The sequence below is a fragment of the Streptomyces sp. NPDC017979 genome (assembly GCF_044328175.1).
Lineage (GTDB): Bacteria > Actinomycetota > Actinomycetes > Streptomycetales > Streptomycetaceae > Streptomyces.
The window spans coordinates 369,056-386,851 of sequence record NZ_JBIRGU010000003.1; the positions used below are offsets into that span (position 1 = coordinate 369,056).

The window sequence follows — 17,796 nt, forward strand, 5'->3', positions numbered from 1 at the left end:
TCCGCACCGAACCGTAGGAACGTGATGAAGCCCCGCCCCCGCAGCAGGCCCCGCCCCGTCCGCGGCCGTCCGCGCGGGGGCGTGCCCCTCGCGCTCGCCGTGCCCGCGCTGCTGGCCGTCGCGTTTCTGCTGATCCCCCTGCTTGGCATCCTCGTCCGTACCGAATGGGCCGACCTCGGCACCCATCTGACCAGCCCCGGCGTCACCGAGGCGCTGGGTCTCTCGCTGCTCGTCTCCGGCTGGGCGCTGGGTCTGTCGCTGGTGCTGGGCGTACCCCTGGCCTGGCTGCTGGCCCGGGCCGACTTCCCCGGCAAGGTGCTCGTACGCTCCCTGGTGATGCTGCCGATGGTGCTGCCGCCCACCGTCGGCGGAGTCGCCCTGCTCCTCGGCTTCGGGCGGCGCGGGCTGGTCGGGCCCTGGCTGGAGGACACCTTCGGAATCACCCTGCCCTTCCACACCTCGGGCGCAGTCGTCGCCGCGACCTTCGTGGCGATGCCGTTCCTCGTCATCAGCCTGGAAGGCGCCCTGAACGGCCTGCGCCCGGAGTACGAGGAGACGGCGGCCTCCCTCGGCGCCTCTCCCGTACGGGTCTTCTGCACGGTCACGCTGCCGATGGTCGCCCCCGGGCTGATCGCGGGCGCCGCGCTCACCTGGGCGCGGGCGCTCGGGGAGTTCGGTGCGACGATCACCTTCGCGGGCAATCTGCCGGGCGTGACCCAGACCCTGCCGCTCCAGGTGTACCTGCTCCTCCAGGACGATCCGGCGGCGGCGACGTCCGTGTCGCTGCTGCTGCTGGCCATCGCCATGGCGGTACTGATCGCGCTCCGCGGGCGGTGGACGGGCGGGGGGAGCGCGGACCGCACGGAAGCGGCTGCTCCGGGCGGCGCAACGGATCCCGAGCCAGGGCCCGAACCGCTGCCCGAGCCCGAGCCGGCGCATGCACCCGCACCAGGGCAGGCGCCCGCGCCCGGCGGGGAGCCGGGCGGGCGCTGGTCCATGGACGCCGCCGTCACCGGCTTCACCCGACTGACCCTCGACGCCGAACCCGGCACCGCCATCGCCGTCGTCGGCCCCAACGGCGCGGGCAAGACCACCCTGTTGCGCGCCCTCCTCGGACTGACCGACCGCGCCCACGCAGAACTCCGCCTCGGCGACGACGAGGTGACGCAACTGCCGCCGCACCGCCGCAAGGTCGCCTGGGTGCCCCAGAACGGCGCGCTGTTCCCGCATCTGAGCGCGCTCGGCAACACCGCGTACGGGCTGCGCGCCCAGGGCGTCCCGCGCACCGAGGCCCGGCGCACCGCACAGGCGTGGCTCGACCGCCTCGGCGTGGGCGGGCTCGCCCACCGCAGACCGGCACAACTCTCCGGTGGCCAGGCGCAACGCGTGGCCCTCGCCCGGGCCCTCGCCACCCGCCCCCGGCTGCTGCTGCTCGACGAGCCACTGGCCGCGCTCGACCAGACCACCCGCGCCCGGGTGCGGCACACGCTCCGCGGCCACCTCGACGGCTTCGGCGGAGTCTGCCTGATCGTCACCCACGACCCGGTGGAGGCGGTGTCGCTGGCTGACCGGGTCCTCGTCCTCGACGGCGGCCGGGCCCTCCAGGACGCACCGCCCGCCGAGGTGACCCGCCATCCGCGCTCCCCGTGGGTGGCCCGGATGCTGGGGCGCAATGCCTGGCCCGGGACGGCGGCGGGCAACGGCCTCGACCTGACCGGCGGCGGTCGCATCGTCGTTGCGGACCCGCTGCCCGAGGGCACCAGGGCGCTGGCGATCATCGCCCCGGAGGCGGTCGCCGTCCACCGGGAGCGACCGGGCGGGAGCCCCCGCAACGTCTGGCCCGGCACCGTACGGGAGATCACCGCCAGCGGCAGCCGGCTGCGGGTGCTCGTCACCTCGCCCAACGCCCCCGACCTCGTCGCCGAGATCACCCCGCAGGCCGCTGCCGAACTGGCGCTCGCCGAGGGCGGTTCGGTGTGGACGAGCGTCAAGGCGACGGAGGTCACCGTCGTCGAGCTCTGAGCCCGACGGACGCGTCGGGACGTTCTGCGCGTGTCGGCGCAGAGCCCCGGCGCTATCGCTCGGAGAAGTCTTGTTGCACATGTGAGGGCTGTGCAAAGGTGAGCGTCCGCGCGCCCGGACCAAGGGCGTTGGTGATCGACCGTTCGCATGGGACGGTGGCGAGACCCGCGTGCGCCCCGAGACGCCCGCCCCATCCGACGGTCGACCGCCCGACCCGTGACCTCGACACCCGCCCCTGACCAGGGCCCGGAAGGCACCGGCCAACCCCCCACCGCACTGCTCCGGATGGAAGACGTCCCATGCAGCCACCCCTCCCGCCGCCCTGCTCCGCCTCCCACCCGGCCGTCGCCGGCGCCGGCACGTCCGATGCGGAGCTGGCGGAAGAACTGCGGAACGCAACGCGACGACCGCCTTCGCAAACCCGCCAAGAGGCCCACCCGACGGCCGTTCTGATGGCGCGCCACTGGCAGTCGGTCCATGACTACGCGGCGATCGCGACCCCCTCGGCCAAAGCCGCTGCCCTGCTGGCAACGGCCGCCTTCAGCAAGGGACTTGAGCAGCTGCGCAGGTCCGGCGCTCTCATGCCCCACGGGACGCCGCGCGCGCCGCGCCCGCTGCTCCTCGTCACCGCCCGGCGCATCGCCCGGACCTGGGCACTCGACGACCGGGTGACCGCGCTGCCCGACTTGCAGAACCCCGCGAGCGGACGGGCCGTCCCCGCGGAACTCTTCAGCCCCGCCGCGGACCGCACGCTCGTCACCCGGGCCTTCCTCGCCCTGCGGGAGACGGACCAGTGCCTGCTGTGGCACGCCGAGGTGGAGGGCGAGGCGATGTCCCTCCCCGCCGGACTGCTGACGATGGATCCGGGCACCGCGGCCGTCCAACTGGAACAGGCCCGGGAACTCCTGCGGGCCGGAGTGCTGCGCGGCCACCTGGAACTCGCCCCCGACGGGGAATGCCGCGGCTACCACCGCCTCATCGACGTCGCCCTGCGTCGCCGTCGGACCTTCCTCCCCGACGTCCGGGCCCATCTGCGGGCCTGCCGGCACTGCCGGTCCACCGTCGAACAACTCGACCACCACGGAGATCGAAGGGGGCTGCTGCTCGCAGAAGGGCTGCTCGGCAAGGCCGCGCGGCCTTACGTCGACTCCCGCCCCGCCCGAAGAGCGACCGCCGACTGGGCCCCGACGGCGTCGCGTGCGGTGCGCTTCGCCCTCCTCGGCGTCGGACGGGCCAAGCGCGCCGAACACACCGGCACACCAACACCCAACGGCACGTACCACCTTGCGGACCCGGGAGGCCCGGGCAGCCCAGGCGATCCGCTCAACCTGGTCAGACCCGGCCCCGGCCGCTCGGCCCGTCGACGCTCGGCGCAGCGCGGGCGATCGACCCTCGTCACCGGGATGGGGCTGAGCGTCGGCCTGCTCCTGGCAGCGACCGCGGTCTCCCGGCCCTGGGTCGACGATGGCGCCAAGACCACGACGGGCTGGGGCACCGTACCCTCCGCCGTATCCGCGCCGGGCTCCATCTCCGTCACCGACCCCGCGTCGCCCCTGAACCTCCGGCTGCGCCACCTCGCGTCCGGCCTCTGCCTCGATGTACGTGACCGGCAGCCGACCGCGGGCGCCGAACTCGTCATGGCCGTCTGCACGAAGGCGGCCGGCACCCAGACGTGGACCTACGGGGACGATGACCTGCTGCGCAGCGCGGCGGCGCCCGGGCTCTGCCTCGACTCCCGGCAACTCGACGGCGTACCCGAACTGAGCCCCTGCACCAGCCACTCCAACGGCCCCGACAACCCCGCCAGCCCCGGCGGCATCGGCGACGCGACTCCCGGCGTCGACCTGCGCCACGACCTCACCGTCCGGGGGCACCTGCTGCCCGGCTGGAGCGAGGGGTCGACGCTCGTTCCCAGCGCCCCGGACGTGGGTGCCGTGACCGTGGTCAAGGTCCGCAACCGCACCCCGGAGCAACTTTGGCGGGCGGAGGACGCCACGGCCGCGGCAGCCAGCGGCGGTGGGCCCGGCAGCCCCGGCGAGCAGCCCCTCGCCGCGGACGGAACGACCGTACGCGCCCTGGCGCCACCGAGCCGTACTCCCGGAGGGCGTGGGGCACCTCCACTGGTCCAGCTCCATCCGTGAGACACGCCCTAACAGCGGCCTACTCACGGAGCGCCCGCTTCATCACCTTGCCCATGTCATTGCGGGGGAGCGCGGTCAAAAAGCGCACCTCCCGCGGGCGCTTGTGCGGTGAGAGCAGCCCCGCCACGTGCGCCGCGAGGGCGTCCGCCGACGGGCGTGCGGCCGGGTCATCCAACTCCGTCGGCACGATCCAGGCGATCACGCGCTCCCCGAGGTCGGGGTCCGGCTCGCCCGTCACCGCGGCCTCGCGGACGCCCGGGTGGTCCAGGAGCGCGTTCTCGATCTCGCCCGCGCCGATCTTGTAACCACCGCTCTTGATCAGGTCCGTCGCCCTGCGGCCGACGAGGCGCACGGAACCGTCGGGGTCGCGCACCGCCATGTCGCCGGTGCGGAACCAGTCGCCGTCGAACGCCTCCGCCGTCGCGTCCGGACGGTTCAAATATCCGGAGAAGAGATTCGCACCGCGCACCTGGACCTCGCCGATGGTCTCCCCGTCGTACGCCGCGACGGGCGCGCCGCTCTCGTCGACGAGCCGCAGCTCCACTCCGGGCAGCGGCACCCCGACCGAACCGGGGCGCGGCTGCGGTGCGTCGACCCGGACGCTGGTGTTCATCAAGGTCTCGGTCATGCCGTACCGCTCCACGACCGTGCGGCCGGTGGCCGCGGTGATCCGGGTGTGGTCGTGCAGGGGGAGTGCGGCGGAGCCGGACACCAACAGCCGGGCCCCTGCCAGCGCCTTCACCAACGCGGGCTCGTCCGCCAGCGCCTCCGCCAGCCGGTGGTACATCGTCGGGACGCCGAACAGCATCGTCCCGCCGTCGCCCAACTCCCGCGCGACGCCGTCGACGGAGAACCGGCCCAGGTGCCGCACCTGCGCGCCGCGGCGCAGCGGGCCCAGGATCCCGAGGATCAGCCCGTGGACGTGGAACAGCGGAAGCCCGTGCACCAGGACGTCATCGGCGGTCCACGCCCAGGCGTCCTCCAACGCGTCCAAGCTGGTGGCGATCGCCCGTCGGGAGAGCACCGCGCCCTTGGGCGGGCCGGTCGTGCCGGAGGTGTAGACGACCATGGCCGGTGCCGTCGGGTCGATGCCGGTTCCGTAGCCCGGCAGGGGTGCAGCGCCCTGCGGCGCCAGGCCCGCGCCCCCGTCCAGATCGACCGTGATGCGGTCCAGCGCTTCGAGCGCCGCGGGCACCTGATCGTCCGGCCCCGCCAGCAAGGCCGTGGGCGCGCTGTCCCCGACGATGTGCGCCAACTCCCGCTCGCCCGTCTTCGGATTCAACGGCACCACCGGCACGCCGGCGAGCAGCGCAGCCACCGCCCCCACCGCGGTGTGCGGCGTGGGTGCGGCCCACAGGGCGACCCGCGACGCCGCCCCTATCCGCCGCGCCACGGCGCCCGCCACCGCCGCCAACTCCCCGTACGTCAACGAGCGCGCGGGGAAGTGCAGGGCGGGTCGATCGGGGGTGGAGCGCAGCGCGGGAAAGAGGTCACTCACGTCGATCGTCCTCCATCGGAAGCCGGGCGGCCTGGGATCTCCATTCTCCCCATCGCACCGCCTCCGGTCATCGCGCCTTTGAGCTAGCTCCTTCGGGGGAGGCGCCCTCAGCAGCCACCGGGCGAGCGTTCCGCATCCGCCCGTACGCGTACACGCAACCGGCCAGCGCCAGGTCCGAGAGCAGCATGAACCCGATCGCGTACGACCCCTTCGCGCTGTAGATCGCGCCCATCACCAGCGGCGGTACGAAGCCGCCGAGCCCGCCCATCGCACCGACGATGCCGGTCACGCTGCCGACCTGGGCCTGCGGGGTCACCTGGGCGACCAGCGCGAAGACGCTGCCGGACGCGGTCCCGAGGCCCGCGGCCATCAACAGCAGCGCGACCGTTCCACCGGGCTGGAGCTGCGGCTCGAATGCCTGCACGATCGCCATCAGCGCCACCAGGCCGAGGGCGACCGCGGTGACGTACGCCGGGTGGATCCGGTCCGACAGCCAGCCGCCGAGAGGCCGGAAGACCACCGTGACCAGCGCGAATCCGGCCGCCTTGGTGCCCGCGTCCGTCAGGCTCAGGTCGTACCAGGTCCTCAGGTACGTCGGCAGGTACACCCCGAAGGCCACGATCCCGCCGAAGCCGATCGCGTACAGCGCGGACAGCTCCCACGTCACCCGCAGCCGGGCCGCACGCGCGAGCCGTGTCCCCAACGACTCCGTCGGGACGGGCCGGTCGGGCCGGTCGGTGATCAGCAGCGCGCCCAGCACGGCGAAGGCGGCGAGGGCGATCGCGACCACCACGAAGGGCAGATTCTCGCCGTGCTCGGCGATCCGCGGGGTGAAGTAGCCCGACAGCGCCACCCCGCCCATGCCCATCCCGAAGATGCCGATGGCGAAGCCCCGCTTGGCGGGCGGGAACCAGGAGTTCACCAGCGGCACGCCGATCGCGAAGGTCGTGCCCCCCAGGCCGAGCAGGAAGCCCACGACCAGCATCAGCGGATACGAGTCCTTGACCCAGATCAGCAGCAGCACGGGCACGATCGTGCCGGCCGTCACCAGCGGGAACATCAGCCGCGCGCCGTAGCGGTCGGTGAGCGCGCCCACCGGGATCCGGCCCAGCGACCCGACGATCACCGGCACGGCGACCAGCAGGGACTGCTGGAAGGAGGTGAGGTCCAGCCGGTCCTTGTAGAAGCTGCCCAGCGGGGAGATCAGGTTCCACGCCCAGAACGTGAGCGTGAAGCCGATCGTGGCCATGACCAGGTTGCGATAGGCCGAGAAGGGGGTCCGGGCGGGGGCGGTGTCCACACGGCCAGTCAAGGACGGCCCGGCGGACGGGGCGCGCTGGACTGCGCCGTACGGATCACCCGCGATCCGCCTGACGTCCGCTAGCGCGGTGCCTCCCAGGCGAACACCGTGCCGGTGTCGTCGCCGTCCTCGCGTGGTCCGTCGTCCGTGACCGTGAGCCGTACTCCGGCACCGCCGTCGTCCAGCCGGGCCGCGGCGTCCACGACGACCTCCACCGCGGTGGTGCCCACGCGCCGGTGCGCCGCGGCGAGCGCCCCGCGCAGCGCCGCGATCAGCCGTTGGTCGGTCGGCTCCCGCACGAGCGTGTCGACCGGCCCCCGGAAGTGCACGGACGGCTGGAAGCCGAGCAGTGCCGCGGCGCCCGCCGTCTCCCGCAGCACCCGTCCGCGGAAGCTGCCCTGTGCCTCCGCGGGCGGCTGTTGGAGGGCGAAGATCGTGGTGCGGACCTCCTGGATGGTGGAGTCCAACTCGTCCACGGCCCGGCCCAACAGCTCGTCCGCCGCACCGCCCGCCGCCCGCCGGCGGGTGGACTCCAGCATCATCTCCGTGGCGAACAGGCGCTGGACGACCAGGTCGTGCAGATCGCGGGCGATGCGGTCGCGGTCCTCGAACACCGCCAGCCGTTCGCGGTTGTGCTGGGCGTCCGCCAGCACCAGCGCCAACGCCGCCTGGGAGGCGAACTGCGAGGCCAGCAGGCGGTCGGCGGAGGTGTACGGGCGGCCGTGGCGGCGCCTGGGCAGTGCCAGGGTGCCGATGAGCCGGCCGCCGGACTGGAGCGGCAGCATCATCGACGGGCCGAAGCGGGCCCGTACGTGCGTCGTCATCCGAGGGTCGGTCGCGGAGTCCTCGATGAAGACCGGTTCGCCGCCGAGGAGCTGGACGAGCACGGGGGAGCCGGGCGCGATCGTCGTGCCGACGATGTCGCCGGGGTCGTCCACGGTGGACGCGGCGACGATCTCCATGCCGCCCTCCGCGGTGGGCTGGAGCACGACGCCCGCGGACGCGTCGGCGAGGAGCCTGGCCCGTTCGGCGACCGTCGTCAGGGCGTCCTCGGCGCTGCTGCCGGTGAGCAGCGCGGTCGTCACGGCCGCCGCGCCCTCGATCCACCGCTCGCGCTGGCGGGCGGACTCGTACAGCCGGGCGTTGCCGATCGCGATGCCCGCCTGCGAGGCGAGCACCCGCAGCAGCGCCAGGTCGTCCTCGGTGAAAGTTCCGCCGTGCTTCTCGGTCAGGTACAGATTGCCGAAGACCTCGGTGTGCACCCGGATCGGGACGCCGACGAACGAGCGCATGACGGGGTGGTCCGCGGGCACCCCGGAGGACCGCGGGTCTGCGGCGAGGTCGTCGATCAGCAGCGGCTGCGGCTCCCGGACGAGCAGGCCGACGATGCCGGCGTCACCGCTCGGCAGGTCGCCGATCCGGGCCCGCTCCTCCTCGGTCATGCCGTGCGTGAACAGGTCGGAGAGGGTGCCGCGCTCGGGGTCGATGACGCCGAGCGCGCCGTAGCGGGCGTCGGTGAGGCCGGCGGCGGTGTCCACGATGTGCTGGAGGGTGGTGGCCAGGTCCAGATCGGTGCCGAGGCTGAGCACGGCCTCCAACAGCGCCGACAGTGCCGACGGAGACGACGCTGACCGGGACGGAGCAGGAGCCCGGGACGTCGCCGAGGGCGTCGGCGTCGGGGGAGCGGGCTCCTCGTCGTACGGGCCGTGACTCACCCCGTCGCCCTCCCTGCCCCGCCTGATCGCCACCACAGCCCTACCCGATCGAAACCAACGCCGTACCCGGACGAACCGCTCGGCGCACCCGGCCCCGTCCGCGCCCGTCCCTACCCGGAGACCTGGGCCAACGGATTGAGGACCAGTGGCTGGATCCGGCCCTCCAGCATCGCACCGAGGCCCAGGATCGCGCAGACGTCGGGGCGCTCGGCGATCTCCACCGGCATCCCGGTCGCGTCGCGCAGCATCTGGTCCAGGCCGGGCAGCAGCGCACTGCCGCCGACCATGGTGATGCCCCGGTCCGCGAGGTCGGCGACCAGGTCCGGCGGGCAGTCCCGCAGCACCTTCCCGATGCCGTCGAGGACCGAGGTGAGGGGGGTGTGGATGGCGTTCAGCACGGCCGCGGTCTCGATGTGCACCGTCCGCGCGAGCCCGGTCGCCACGTCCCTGCCGTGGATCTCGGCGACCGCGGGGCCCTGCGAGGTCAGGCCGTTGCCGCTGAGCGCCAGTTGCAGCGGGCGCACTGACTGGCTGGGCAGCATCAGTTCGTGCTGGGTGCGCAGGTGCTGGATGACGGCGGCGTCGATCGCGTTGCCGCCGACCGGCAGCCGCTCCGCCGTCACGATCGAGCCCAGCGAGAGCACCGCGACCTGGGTCGTCGCCGCACCGCACACCATGATCATCGTCGCGGTCGGCTGCTCCACGGGCAGTCCGCAGCCCACGGCGGCGGCGATCAGGGTGTCGACCAGCTCGACCCGGCGCGCCCCAAGCCCCACCAGCGTCTCGACCGCGGCGCGCTGCGCCAGCGGGTCCGCGTCGTGGGGAGTGCAGGCGGCGGCCCGCAGCCGTAGATTGCGCCGCAACTGCCGGCGCAGCTTCTCGCCGAGCAGGTGCCGCAGCATCCGCTGGGCCATCTCGATGTCGACGACCGTGCCGCCGGAGACGGGGCGGACGACCCGGATGTAGTGCGGGGTGCGACCCGTCATCTGCTCGGCCAGCGCGCCGACCGCGATCAGGGAACCGGTCCTGGTGTTCACCGCCGCGACGCTCGGCTCGTCGACGACGAGTCCGGCCCCCTTGACGAACACCCGGGTGCGCGCGGCACCGAGGTCCACCGCCACATGACAACGGCGCAACTGCTCCAGACTGACACTCACGACGGATCCTCCCGGGCGCGGCGGATTGGGTTCGCCTTCGCATCGTCCGTCCGTGGCGGTCCGGGCGCTCGCTGGGTGCGCCGCTCGGGTGAGTCCACCGGCTGACGCGCCGTCATCAGGGATGGTCGGCCCGGGGCTCACAGCAGGCGTTGCAGCAGGCCCCAGCAGAATTCGGCCACGCGCTGCTCCCCGTTCGGGAGCGTCAAGGACAGTTGCCAGCGTGTCGGCGCGGATCCCTCCATCGGAGTCGCGGGGGCGAAGGCGCGGGCGGCCTCGTCCACGGTGCAGGACCAGGGGGCGAGGTCGTCGACCGTACGGAGTGCGGGAGGGGCCGCGCCCGGGGCGCGGACCAGCCACTCGTTCCAGACCGCCCCGCCCCGGGCGGCCGCCAGGACCTCGAAGCGCAGCTCGGGCCAGAGCGGAACGGGCCACAGATGGGCCTCGCACTCCAGGTCGCCGATGCGCCGGTGCACGGTCGTCTCGGGCGGGCCGAGCACCGAGCGGTACCGGGAGAGCGGGCCGCGGGAGCCACGGGCCCGGGTCATCGCCTGCCACCGGCGGTTCGCCTCGCGCATCTCGGCAGTGGACGCCTCCAGCGCGCGGCGGGCGTCGTCCACCAAGCCCGGCTGGTGGTCCGCCATCCGACGCAGCAGGACGAGTTGGAACTCACGGGGACCGAAGGGCGGGGTCGTGCTCATGCCCGACATCCTGCCGGATGCACGGTGTCCCGCCGGATGCCCGTGGTGCCGCCCTTTGCCCTGGTCCCGCCCGTCAATCCGGCAAACCCGAAATCACTCGAAGGTGGAGAGTCCACACACGATCCTCACAGGGCCCGTCACCACTGGCCTCGTCCGCCACATAACCTGCGGGCGCCATGGATTACTGCCACCAGTGCCGACGACACCTCAACGGAGCCCTGGCCTGCGCGGGTTGCGGGACCCCGGCCCAGGAGCTGCGCCAGCAGAGCGCCGACCCGCAAGGGGAGGGGCGCGTCATCGAACTGGACGACGTCGCCATCGCCGGGAGCGGTCGGTCGGTCGGCGAAGACGCCGGCAAGGCTGACTACATGGCGGACGACAAGGTCGTTGGCCGGGTGGACGGCGAAGGCGACGACGGACGTGATGGCGGCGAGGGCCGGGCGGCGCGGCGGGCCGAGCTTCGTCGGGGCGCCCGTAAGGGAACTGCGCGCCCCCGCGGTGCCGGACGCCGCGCCCGCAAGAAGCGCGGTCGCAACGTACTCGTCGGCACCCTCGGCCTGGCGCTCGCGGCCGGTGCGCTGAGCCTCGCCGAGCTGGCCTCGGAGGGCGGTGACGACGGCTCCGCCACTTCCGTGAAGGAGCGCGAGGACCAACTCGTCGAGCCGATGCCCGACGCCACCACAGGCGGTGCCACGCCGGACGCCCCCGCCCGGGTGAGCCAGCGGCCGACTGACGGGGCGGGCTCGCGGGGCTCCGTACGGCCCACCGGCACCCGCTCCGGCGCGCCGGGCGGATCGTCCCCGACCGGCCCGAAGGAGCGCCCGCCGAAGCCCAGCGGATCCGCGGCCAAGCCGCCCGGTGCTTCGCAGGGCCCGCCCTCGGCGCCGGGCCCCACGTCCACGCCGGGGCCCGGGGGCCCGGGCTCCACGCCGTCCGCGCCGTCGGTGCCGCCTACGGGCCAGCCCACTCCTCCGGAACCCACGCCCACCGAGACCTGCAAGCCGGTCCTGTGGTGGTGCTGGTGAGCGCGCGCGGCTGATGCTTCGGGGTGGCCGTCGGTCCGGTCTACCCCAGCAGCCGCTTCAGCAGGTCCCGCAGCAGTCGCTGCTCCACCGCCGTCATGTCGGCGAGCGGCGCCAGCGCATCCAACTCCTTCAGGGAGCCCTTCAGTCGTTGCGTCGTCTCCGCCCCCTCTTCCGTCGCCACGGCGAACTTCACCCGGCGGTCGTGCGGATCCGGGTGGCGCTCCACGAGCCCGCGCAGCTCCAGCCGGTCGACTATGCCGGTGATGTTCGACGGCTCGCAGACGAGTCGGTCCGCGAGCTGCCGCATCGGCAACGGCTCCTTCGTCAGCAGGGCCAACACCTTGGCCTGGGCGGCGGTGAGGGAGTGCTCGGCGGCGGCACGGTCGTACGCCGTGATGTAGCGCGCGACGAGTGCGGTGAGGAGGTCCAGCACCTCCGAGGAAAGAGCGTCGACGGACTCGATGACGTCGGCGCCTTCGGTGCGCGAAGTGGCCATGTGCACCAGAGTACTCCGATACTTGACAACATGAAATATCGAGGGCCATGATTGTTTCAGAACCTGAAATGTTTCCGTCGTGAAAAGCTATCTCAGGAGGTAGCCCAGCATGTCCGCACTCCCCACGACCGGCCGTGAATGGCAGCTCGTCGCCCGTCCGCACGGCTGGCCCACGGCGGAGGACCTGGCCCTGCGCGAGGTCCCGGTCTCGGCGCCGGGTGAAGGTCGGATCCTCGTGCGCAACCTCCACTTCTCCGTCGACCCCTACATGCGAGGCCGGATGAACGACGTTCCGTCGTACATTCCGCCGTTCCAGCTCGACCAGCCCCTGGACGGCGACGCGGTCGGCGTGGTCATCGCCTCCGCCGCGGAGGGCTTCGCCGTCGGCGACACCGTGGCCCACCGCCTCGGCTGGCGGGAGTACGCGGAGGTGCCCGCCGCTCAGGCGCGTGTCATCGACACCTCGCTCGCCCCCGCCTCCGCCTTCCTCGGCGTCCTCGGCATGCCCGGCCTCACCGCCTACGCGGGCCTGTTCCGCACCGCCGGCTTCAAGGAGGGCGACGCCGTGTTCGTCTCCGGTGCCGCCGGCGCGGTCGGCAGCCTCGTGGGGCAGATGGCGCGGGTCAAGGGCGCCTCCCGGGTGGTCGGCTCCGCCGGCTCCGCAGCCAAGGTCGAGCGGCTGATCGAGCGGTACGGCTTCAGCGCCGCGTTCAACTACAAGGAGGGGCCCGTTGCCGAGCAGTTGGCGAAGGCCGCCCCCGACGGCATCGACGTCTACTTCGACAACGTCGGCGGTGACCACCTGGAAGCCGCGATCGGCGCACTCAAGCTGCGCGGTCGGGTCACCCTGTGCGGCGCGGTCGCCCAGTACAACGACACCGAGCCCACCCCCGGCCCGAGCAATCTGGCGCTGGTCGTCGGCAAGCGGCTGCGCCTCGAAGGCGTGCTGGTCTTGGACCACGAGGACCTGCGGCCCCAGTTCGTCCAGGACGTCGCCGGCTGGATCGCCTCGGGCGACATCGTCTACGACGAGACGGTGGTCGAGGGCATCGAGCACGGCTTCGACGCCTTCATCGGCATGCTCCGCGGCGAGAACACCGGAAAGATGATCGTCTCGCTCCCGCAGTGAGGCGTGCGAGTGGGACCCACCGGGGCCGCACCCGTTTCGCCGTGCGTCACGGAGTGCGGCCCCGGGGGGCCGGGCGAAGATGTCCGGCCCGGTCCGTCATGAGGAGTCAGTCGGTCAGCGGGTGACCAGCGCCCGTCCCACCTGAGCGAAGGAGCCCTTCGGATGGTCACGGAAGAGCGGCTCGGTGCCGATCAGCACCGCCGGGACCCCGCCCGGCCCCTTCGCGCTGACGATCGACGGCTTGCCCGCGGCGTCCGTCGGACCGCCGGTGCCCGCGGCCGTCGGCCGCCAGTGGCCCGACACCAGCGGATTCCCGGCGGCGTACGACTGGTCCACGCGCACGCCCGAGCCCAGCCCGGTGAACCACACCGGCGAGTAGACGAAGCTGTGGCCCGGCGCACCGGCGGTCAGCGGACCGTTCGCACCCGCCATCCGCACCACGCCGTTCGCGTCCTCGTTGCCCTGCACCGCCGTGGCGGAGATCAGCCCGGCCGCGTTGCCGAACGCGGCACCGACCTGCCCGATCCCCACGAAGCCCGCACCGCTCGCCGCGAAGGCGTCCCGGGCGGCCTGGGTGAGCCCCGCGTGGGTCAACCCGGACGACACCATCAGCACGTCCGCCCCGGACCAGTCGAAGCCGGCGTTGAGGGACGCCGTCGACACCGGCACCACGTCGAAGCCCATCTCCCGCAGGGCGAACTGCTCGCCCGACGTCACCGCTGCGGCCACCCGCACCCGCTCCAGCGGGGCGACGCCGCGCTCCCTCGTCGCCGTGAAGACCACTCCGTACCGCTCTGCGGCCACCTTCGCCGCCTTGCGCGCCGACGACGGGAGGATCGCCGCGCCGTCGTCCGTGCGGCGTACGGAGACGCCCTGCGCGAGCAGCGAGTTGAGCGCCGCCAGTTCCTTCGGGTCGTCCATGCGCAGCTTCAGGTCGCCCCGCGGCGCGACGTAGCCGGTCGCAGCCGCCGCGGGCACCGGCCGGCTGAGCACCCGAAGGTCCCCGCCGCCGGTGACCTTCTCCACCGTGGCGCCCCACAGCAGCCCCAGGCTCCAGCCCGAGATGTCGTACATCGCCGACACGTCGCCGCTGATGTCCCGGCCGTCGGCGAGCATCACATTGGCGATGCCCCGCTTCGGCTGCTTCATGTCCACGAGGTAGGAGCCCGCCGGGTACGCCTTGCCACCCAGCTTGAACGGCAGCACCGCCCGCTCCACCCGCACGTCGTTGGCGACCAGGTGGTCCACCAACCGGGCCGCGGCGACCGAGCTGCGCTGCCCCGTCCCCGTCGGAATGACGTACGCGCGCGGGAAGGTGGTGGTGTACACGTCCTCCGGGCCGATGCCGGGCACCCCCGGCACGGTCTCCGGGGACACCGGCCGCTGGGCCTCGCCCGCCGCGCCGCGCCGGAAGGTCTCGATCTGGTCGGACAGCACCTGCGTGCGGTTGGTGCGGGTGAAGTCCAGGGTGGCGCGCATCGCGGCGCCGGCGATCGCGGTGTTGATCGACGAGCGGCGCCGCAGCTCCGGCACCGAAAGGTTCTCGTACGAGCTGCCGTTGACCCGCATCGGGAACTCGATGGTGTGCGAGGCCACCGCGCCCTGGAAGGGCATGTACTGCGGGGTGAAGATGGGCGGCCAGTCGTCCCAGCCCTCCGCCGAGTCGCGGAAGGGGATCTCCGCCGGCAGCACCCCGTCCTTCTCGGCGGTGTAGCCGAGGGCGTTGACGGCCTTCTCCATGCCGAGCGCGTTCGCGTAGGCGTTCTTCAGGAAGAGGTCGTACTCGTAGTTCTCCCCGTGCGGCGGGGTCGTCGGCTCGATCAGGGTGCCGTTCACGTATCCGTGCAGGTCCAGCATGACGGCGGGCTGCTTGTCGATGGCGATCTGCCGGACGGCCCGCGTCTCGGGCTGGGTCGCGGTGATGAAGTCGCGGTTCAGGTCGAAGCCGTTGGCGTTGGCCCGGGTGCCCGCGATCCGGCCGTCCGGGTTGGCGGTCACGTTCAGATAGATCCGGTTCTGCGCCAGCAGCGAGAGGGTCTTGGCGTCCTTGGCCTTCGCCAACTCCTCGATGAGCTTCAGGGCCGCGTCCGTGCCCTCCCACTCGTTCCCGTGGATGTTGTTGTTGATGAAGACGGGCGTCTTGTACGCCTTCTTGAGGTGCGCGTCCCGCGCGGCGAGGGCGGGCGCGTTCTCTATTCGCTCCCGCATCCGCTCCTGCTCGCGCGTCTCGCGGGCGCTCTCCGGCGCGGTCACCGTCACGAGGTACAGATCGTTCCCGGACGCCGACTTGCCGGCGACCTCCACGCTGACGCGGTCCCCGATCTTCTGGAGCTCGTTCAGCTTGGGGGCTATGGAGTGGTACGGGACGAGGCCCAGCTTGATCGACTTGTCCGCCGGGTTGGCCGCGGGCACCTTCAGGGCCGTGCGCCGCGGATACCCGTCGGGCCGGTGGAAGGAGGGCGCCGGCGCCTCCAGTGCGTTGCGTGCCGCGCCCAGGCTGCCGCGGGCGGGCGCGGAGTCGGTCGCGCCCTTGTCGCGTACGGGGTCGCGGTCGCCCCGCAGTTCGCGGCCCGGTGCTGAGGACGGGCCGTCCGGCTCGCCGGGCAGCGCGATGGCCGGAACGGGGGCGAGGAGGACGGCGACGGCGAGCGCCGCGGTGGTGACCAGAGTGGATCTGGGAATGCCCATGCGTGGTGCCTCCGGGGTCGAGGGTGCGACGGCTGTGACAGGAGTGCCCAGGTGAGGCACACGAGTTGTGGCTGTCGTTGACGCAGGGTCTACCGGTTCAACTCTGAAACAATCAAGGGGTATACAGCACGTATTCCGGACCACAGCGCTCAAAGCGCGCTCCGATGCTGGCTGGACCGGGCCTTAGGGTGACGACATGCGTGATTTCGCCAGGGGCTTCGGCTATCTCCTCAAGGGCCAGCGCTGGGTCGGCGCCCACGGCCGCCAGTTCGGCATCGGGCTGCTGCCCGGACTGATCACCCTCGTGCTGTACGCGGGGGCCCTCGTCGGGCTCGCGTTCGGCGCGGACGACCTGGTGGGGTGGGCCACGCCGTTCGCCGACGACTGGTCGTCGCCCTGGCTCGGGGTCTTCCGGGGCACCCTGACGGTGCTGGCGTTCGTCTTCGGGCTCTTCCTCGCGGTGATCACCTTCACCGCGGTGACCCTGCTGATCGGTCAGCCCTTCTACGAGTCGCTCTCGGAGGACGTGGACCGTTCCGAGGGCGGCGAGGTGCCCGAGTCCGGCCTGTCGCTCTGGCGCGATCTGGTCATCTCGGCCCGGGACTCCCTACGGATCCTGGTGCGGGTCGCGTTGTACGGGGTGCTGCTGTTCGCGCTGGGCTTCGTGCCGGTGCTCGGGCAGACCGTGGTCCCCGCGATCGGCTTCTGCGTCTCCGGCTTCTTCCTCGCGGAGGAGCTCACCGCGGTGGCGCTCCAGCGCCGCGGAGTCGAACTGCGCCAGCGGCTGGTGCTGTTGCGGGGCCGCCGGATGATGGTGCTCGGCTTCGGCGTCCCGCTGACGCTGGCGTTCCTGGTGCCGTTCGTCGCGGTCTTCCTGATGCCGGGGGCGGTGGCGGGGGCGACGCTGATGGTGCGGGACCTCTTGGGGGAGTCGGGGGAGTCGGGGGAGCGGGAGCCGGGGGCGGCGTCTGAGGGCGCTCAGGCCCAGCAGCCGCACGGTTCGGGCGGCCCTTACGCGCCGCAGCGGCGGAATCCTTACGCGCAGCCGTAGTTAGGGGGCGCGCCTGGACGCCCCGCCCGTGCGCACGGGGACCCCTTGCGCCCGTGGGGCGGGTGGGGGTCTTCGGGAGCCAGGGAACCGCGTGGGTGGCAATCGCAGGCCAGTCGCCGGTGCAACCCACCGGTGGGGCCGGGCGTTACGGGAGGGAGATCGTCACGCAGCCCGGGGCGGTGTTGGGGGACGTGGTGAGGAGGGTGCCGGTGGGGGACCATGCTCCGCTCCCGCCCGCACACTCGCCGCCCTCGTTCGTGCCCAGGGCGTTCGCGAGCAGCACGTAGAGCGCGTTGTCCCTCGCCCGTACGGGATACACCGACTCGAACGAGTCGTTGCCGACCTCCAGCACCGAACTCGCCAGGTACACCGTCGCCCCCGCCGCTCGGGCCCGCGCCGCGAGTTCGGGGAAGCGGTTGTCGTAGCAGACGGCCAGGGCGAAGCCGACGCCGTCGAGGGTGAAGCGGCCGTCGCGAGTGCCCGCGAGGAACAGGTCGTTCTCGACGCCGTGCAGGTGCTGCTTGTCGTAGCGGGTCAGCAGCGCGCCGTCCGGGCCGAGGACCAGGGAGCTGATCGCCGGACGCCCGGACGGCGTGCGGACCGCTGCGTTGACCACGGCCGCAGCGGCGGCTTCCCGGCACGCCTGACGCAGCGGGGTCAGCCGGGCGTCGTCCTCGTCGAGCACGAGCGCCGGATCGCGGGCGAGGAGCGTGAGGAAGTAGCCCGTCGTCGACAACTCGGGGAAGACGACGAGCCGGGCGCCCTGCCCGGCGGCCGTCCGAACCAGGTCCGCCATCGCGCGGACGTTGGCCTCGACGTCGCCGGGCACGGGCTCGAACTGCGCTGCTGCGATCCTCATGCGCACATCATCGCTCA

13 protein-coding genes are annotated in these 17,796 nt (G+C 72.9%); 5 read left to right on the forward strand and 8 right to left on the reverse strand.

What is annotated here, in order from left to right:
• Positions 1-24 precede the first annotated feature (24 nt).
• Together ACH4E8_RS11160 and ACH4E8_RS11165 are read left to right on the forward strand one after the other, a co-directional pair.
• Positions 25-2,022 carry an ABC transporter permease gene (locus ACH4E8_RS11160; RefSeq protein ID WP_398447280.1) on the forward strand — a complete coding sequence of 666 codons (1,998 nt, stop codon included), beginning with the start codon at positions 25-27 and terminating at the stop codon, positions 2,020-2,022.
• A gap of 299 nt (positions 2,023-2,321) precedes the next feature.
• On the forward strand, positions 2,322-4,163 hold the full coding sequence (locus ACH4E8_RS11165; protein ID WP_398446646.1) for an RICIN domain-containing protein: 1,842 nt from the start codon (positions 2,322-2,324) through the stop codon (positions 4,161-4,163).
• A 19-nt stretch (positions 4,164-4,182) separates the two neighbouring features.
• Here ACH4E8_RS11165 and ACH4E8_RS11170 read toward each other — a convergent pair whose 3' ends face one another.
• From ACH4E8_RS11170 to ACH4E8_RS11190, 5 genes are all read right to left on the reverse strand, one after another.
• A complete protein-coding gene (locus tag ACH4E8_RS11170) occupies positions 4,183-5,661 on the reverse strand; it encodes an acyl-CoA synthetase (protein ID WP_398446648.1) in 1,479 nt (492 codons plus the stop codon).
• 67 nt (positions 5,662-5,728) lie between these two features.
• On the reverse strand, positions 5,729-6,910 hold the full coding sequence (locus ACH4E8_RS11175; RefSeq protein WP_398447282.1) for a nitrate/nitrite transporter: 1,182 nt from the start codon (positions 6,908-6,910) through the stop codon (positions 5,729-5,731).
• 131 nt (positions 6,911-7,041) lie between these two features.
• Entirely contained in the window at positions 7,042-8,571 is a 1,530-nt protein-coding gene (locus ACH4E8_RS11180) for a GAF domain-containing protein (protein ID WP_398447284.1), read from the reverse strand.
• Between the two features lie 215 nt (positions 8,572-8,786).
• Positions 8,787-9,833 carry a rod shape-determining protein gene (locus ACH4E8_RS11185; RefSeq protein ID WP_398446650.1) on the reverse strand — a complete coding sequence of 349 codons (1,047 nt, stop codon included), beginning with the start codon at positions 9,831-9,833 and terminating at the stop codon, positions 8,787-8,789.
• A 137-nt stretch (positions 9,834-9,970) separates the two neighbouring features.
• Positions 9,971-10,531, reverse strand: a complete 561-nt coding sequence (locus tag ACH4E8_RS11190) for a hypothetical protein (RefSeq protein WP_398446652.1) — start codon at positions 10,529-10,531, stop codon at positions 9,971-9,973.
• A gap of 176 nt (positions 10,532-10,707) precedes the next feature.
• Between ACH4E8_RS11190 and ACH4E8_RS11195 the strand changes: the two genes are divergently transcribed.
• A complete protein-coding gene (locus tag ACH4E8_RS11195) occupies positions 10,708-11,556 on the forward strand; it encodes a hypothetical protein (protein WP_398446655.1) in 849 nt (282 codons plus the stop codon).
• 40 nt (positions 11,557-11,596) lie between these two features.
• On the opposite strand, the gene ACH4E8_RS11200 is transcribed toward ACH4E8_RS11195, so the two are convergent.
• Positions 11,597-12,052, reverse strand: coding sequence for a MarR family winged helix-turn-helix transcriptional regulator (locus tag ACH4E8_RS11200; protein ID WP_398446657.1), 456 nt, complete (start codon positions 12,050-12,052; stop codon positions 11,597-11,599).
• Positions 12,053-12,161: 109 nt separating this feature from the next.
• On the opposite strand from ACH4E8_RS11200, the gene ACH4E8_RS11205 reads away from it, so the two are divergent.
• Positions 12,162-13,181, forward strand: a complete 1,020-nt coding sequence (locus ACH4E8_RS11205) for an NADP-dependent oxidoreductase (RefSeq protein WP_398446660.1) — start codon at positions 12,162-12,164, stop codon at positions 13,179-13,181.
• A 114-nt stretch (positions 13,182-13,295) separates the two neighbouring features.
• On the opposite strand, the gene ACH4E8_RS11210 is transcribed toward ACH4E8_RS11205, so the two are convergent.
• A complete protein-coding gene (locus ACH4E8_RS11210) occupies positions 13,296-15,869 on the reverse strand; it encodes a M14 family zinc carboxypeptidase (RefSeq protein ID WP_398446662.1) in 2,574 nt (857 codons plus the stop codon).
• Between the two features lie 196 nt (positions 15,870-16,065).
• Between ACH4E8_RS11210 and ACH4E8_RS11215 the strand changes: the two genes are divergently transcribed.
• Entirely contained in the window at positions 16,066-16,920 is an 855-nt protein-coding gene (locus ACH4E8_RS11215) for an EI24 domain-containing protein (RefSeq protein ID WP_398446664.1), read from the forward strand.
• A gap of 145 nt (positions 16,921-17,065) precedes the next feature.
• Here ACH4E8_RS11215 and ACH4E8_RS11220 read toward each other — a convergent pair whose 3' ends face one another.
• Positions 17,066-17,779 (reverse strand): carbon-nitrogen hydrolase family protein, encoded by a 714-nt coding sequence (locus ACH4E8_RS11220; RefSeq protein WP_398446666.1) that lies wholly within the window; start codon positions 17,777-17,779, stop codon positions 17,066-17,068.
• Positions 17,780-17,796: the final 17 nt, after the last annotated feature.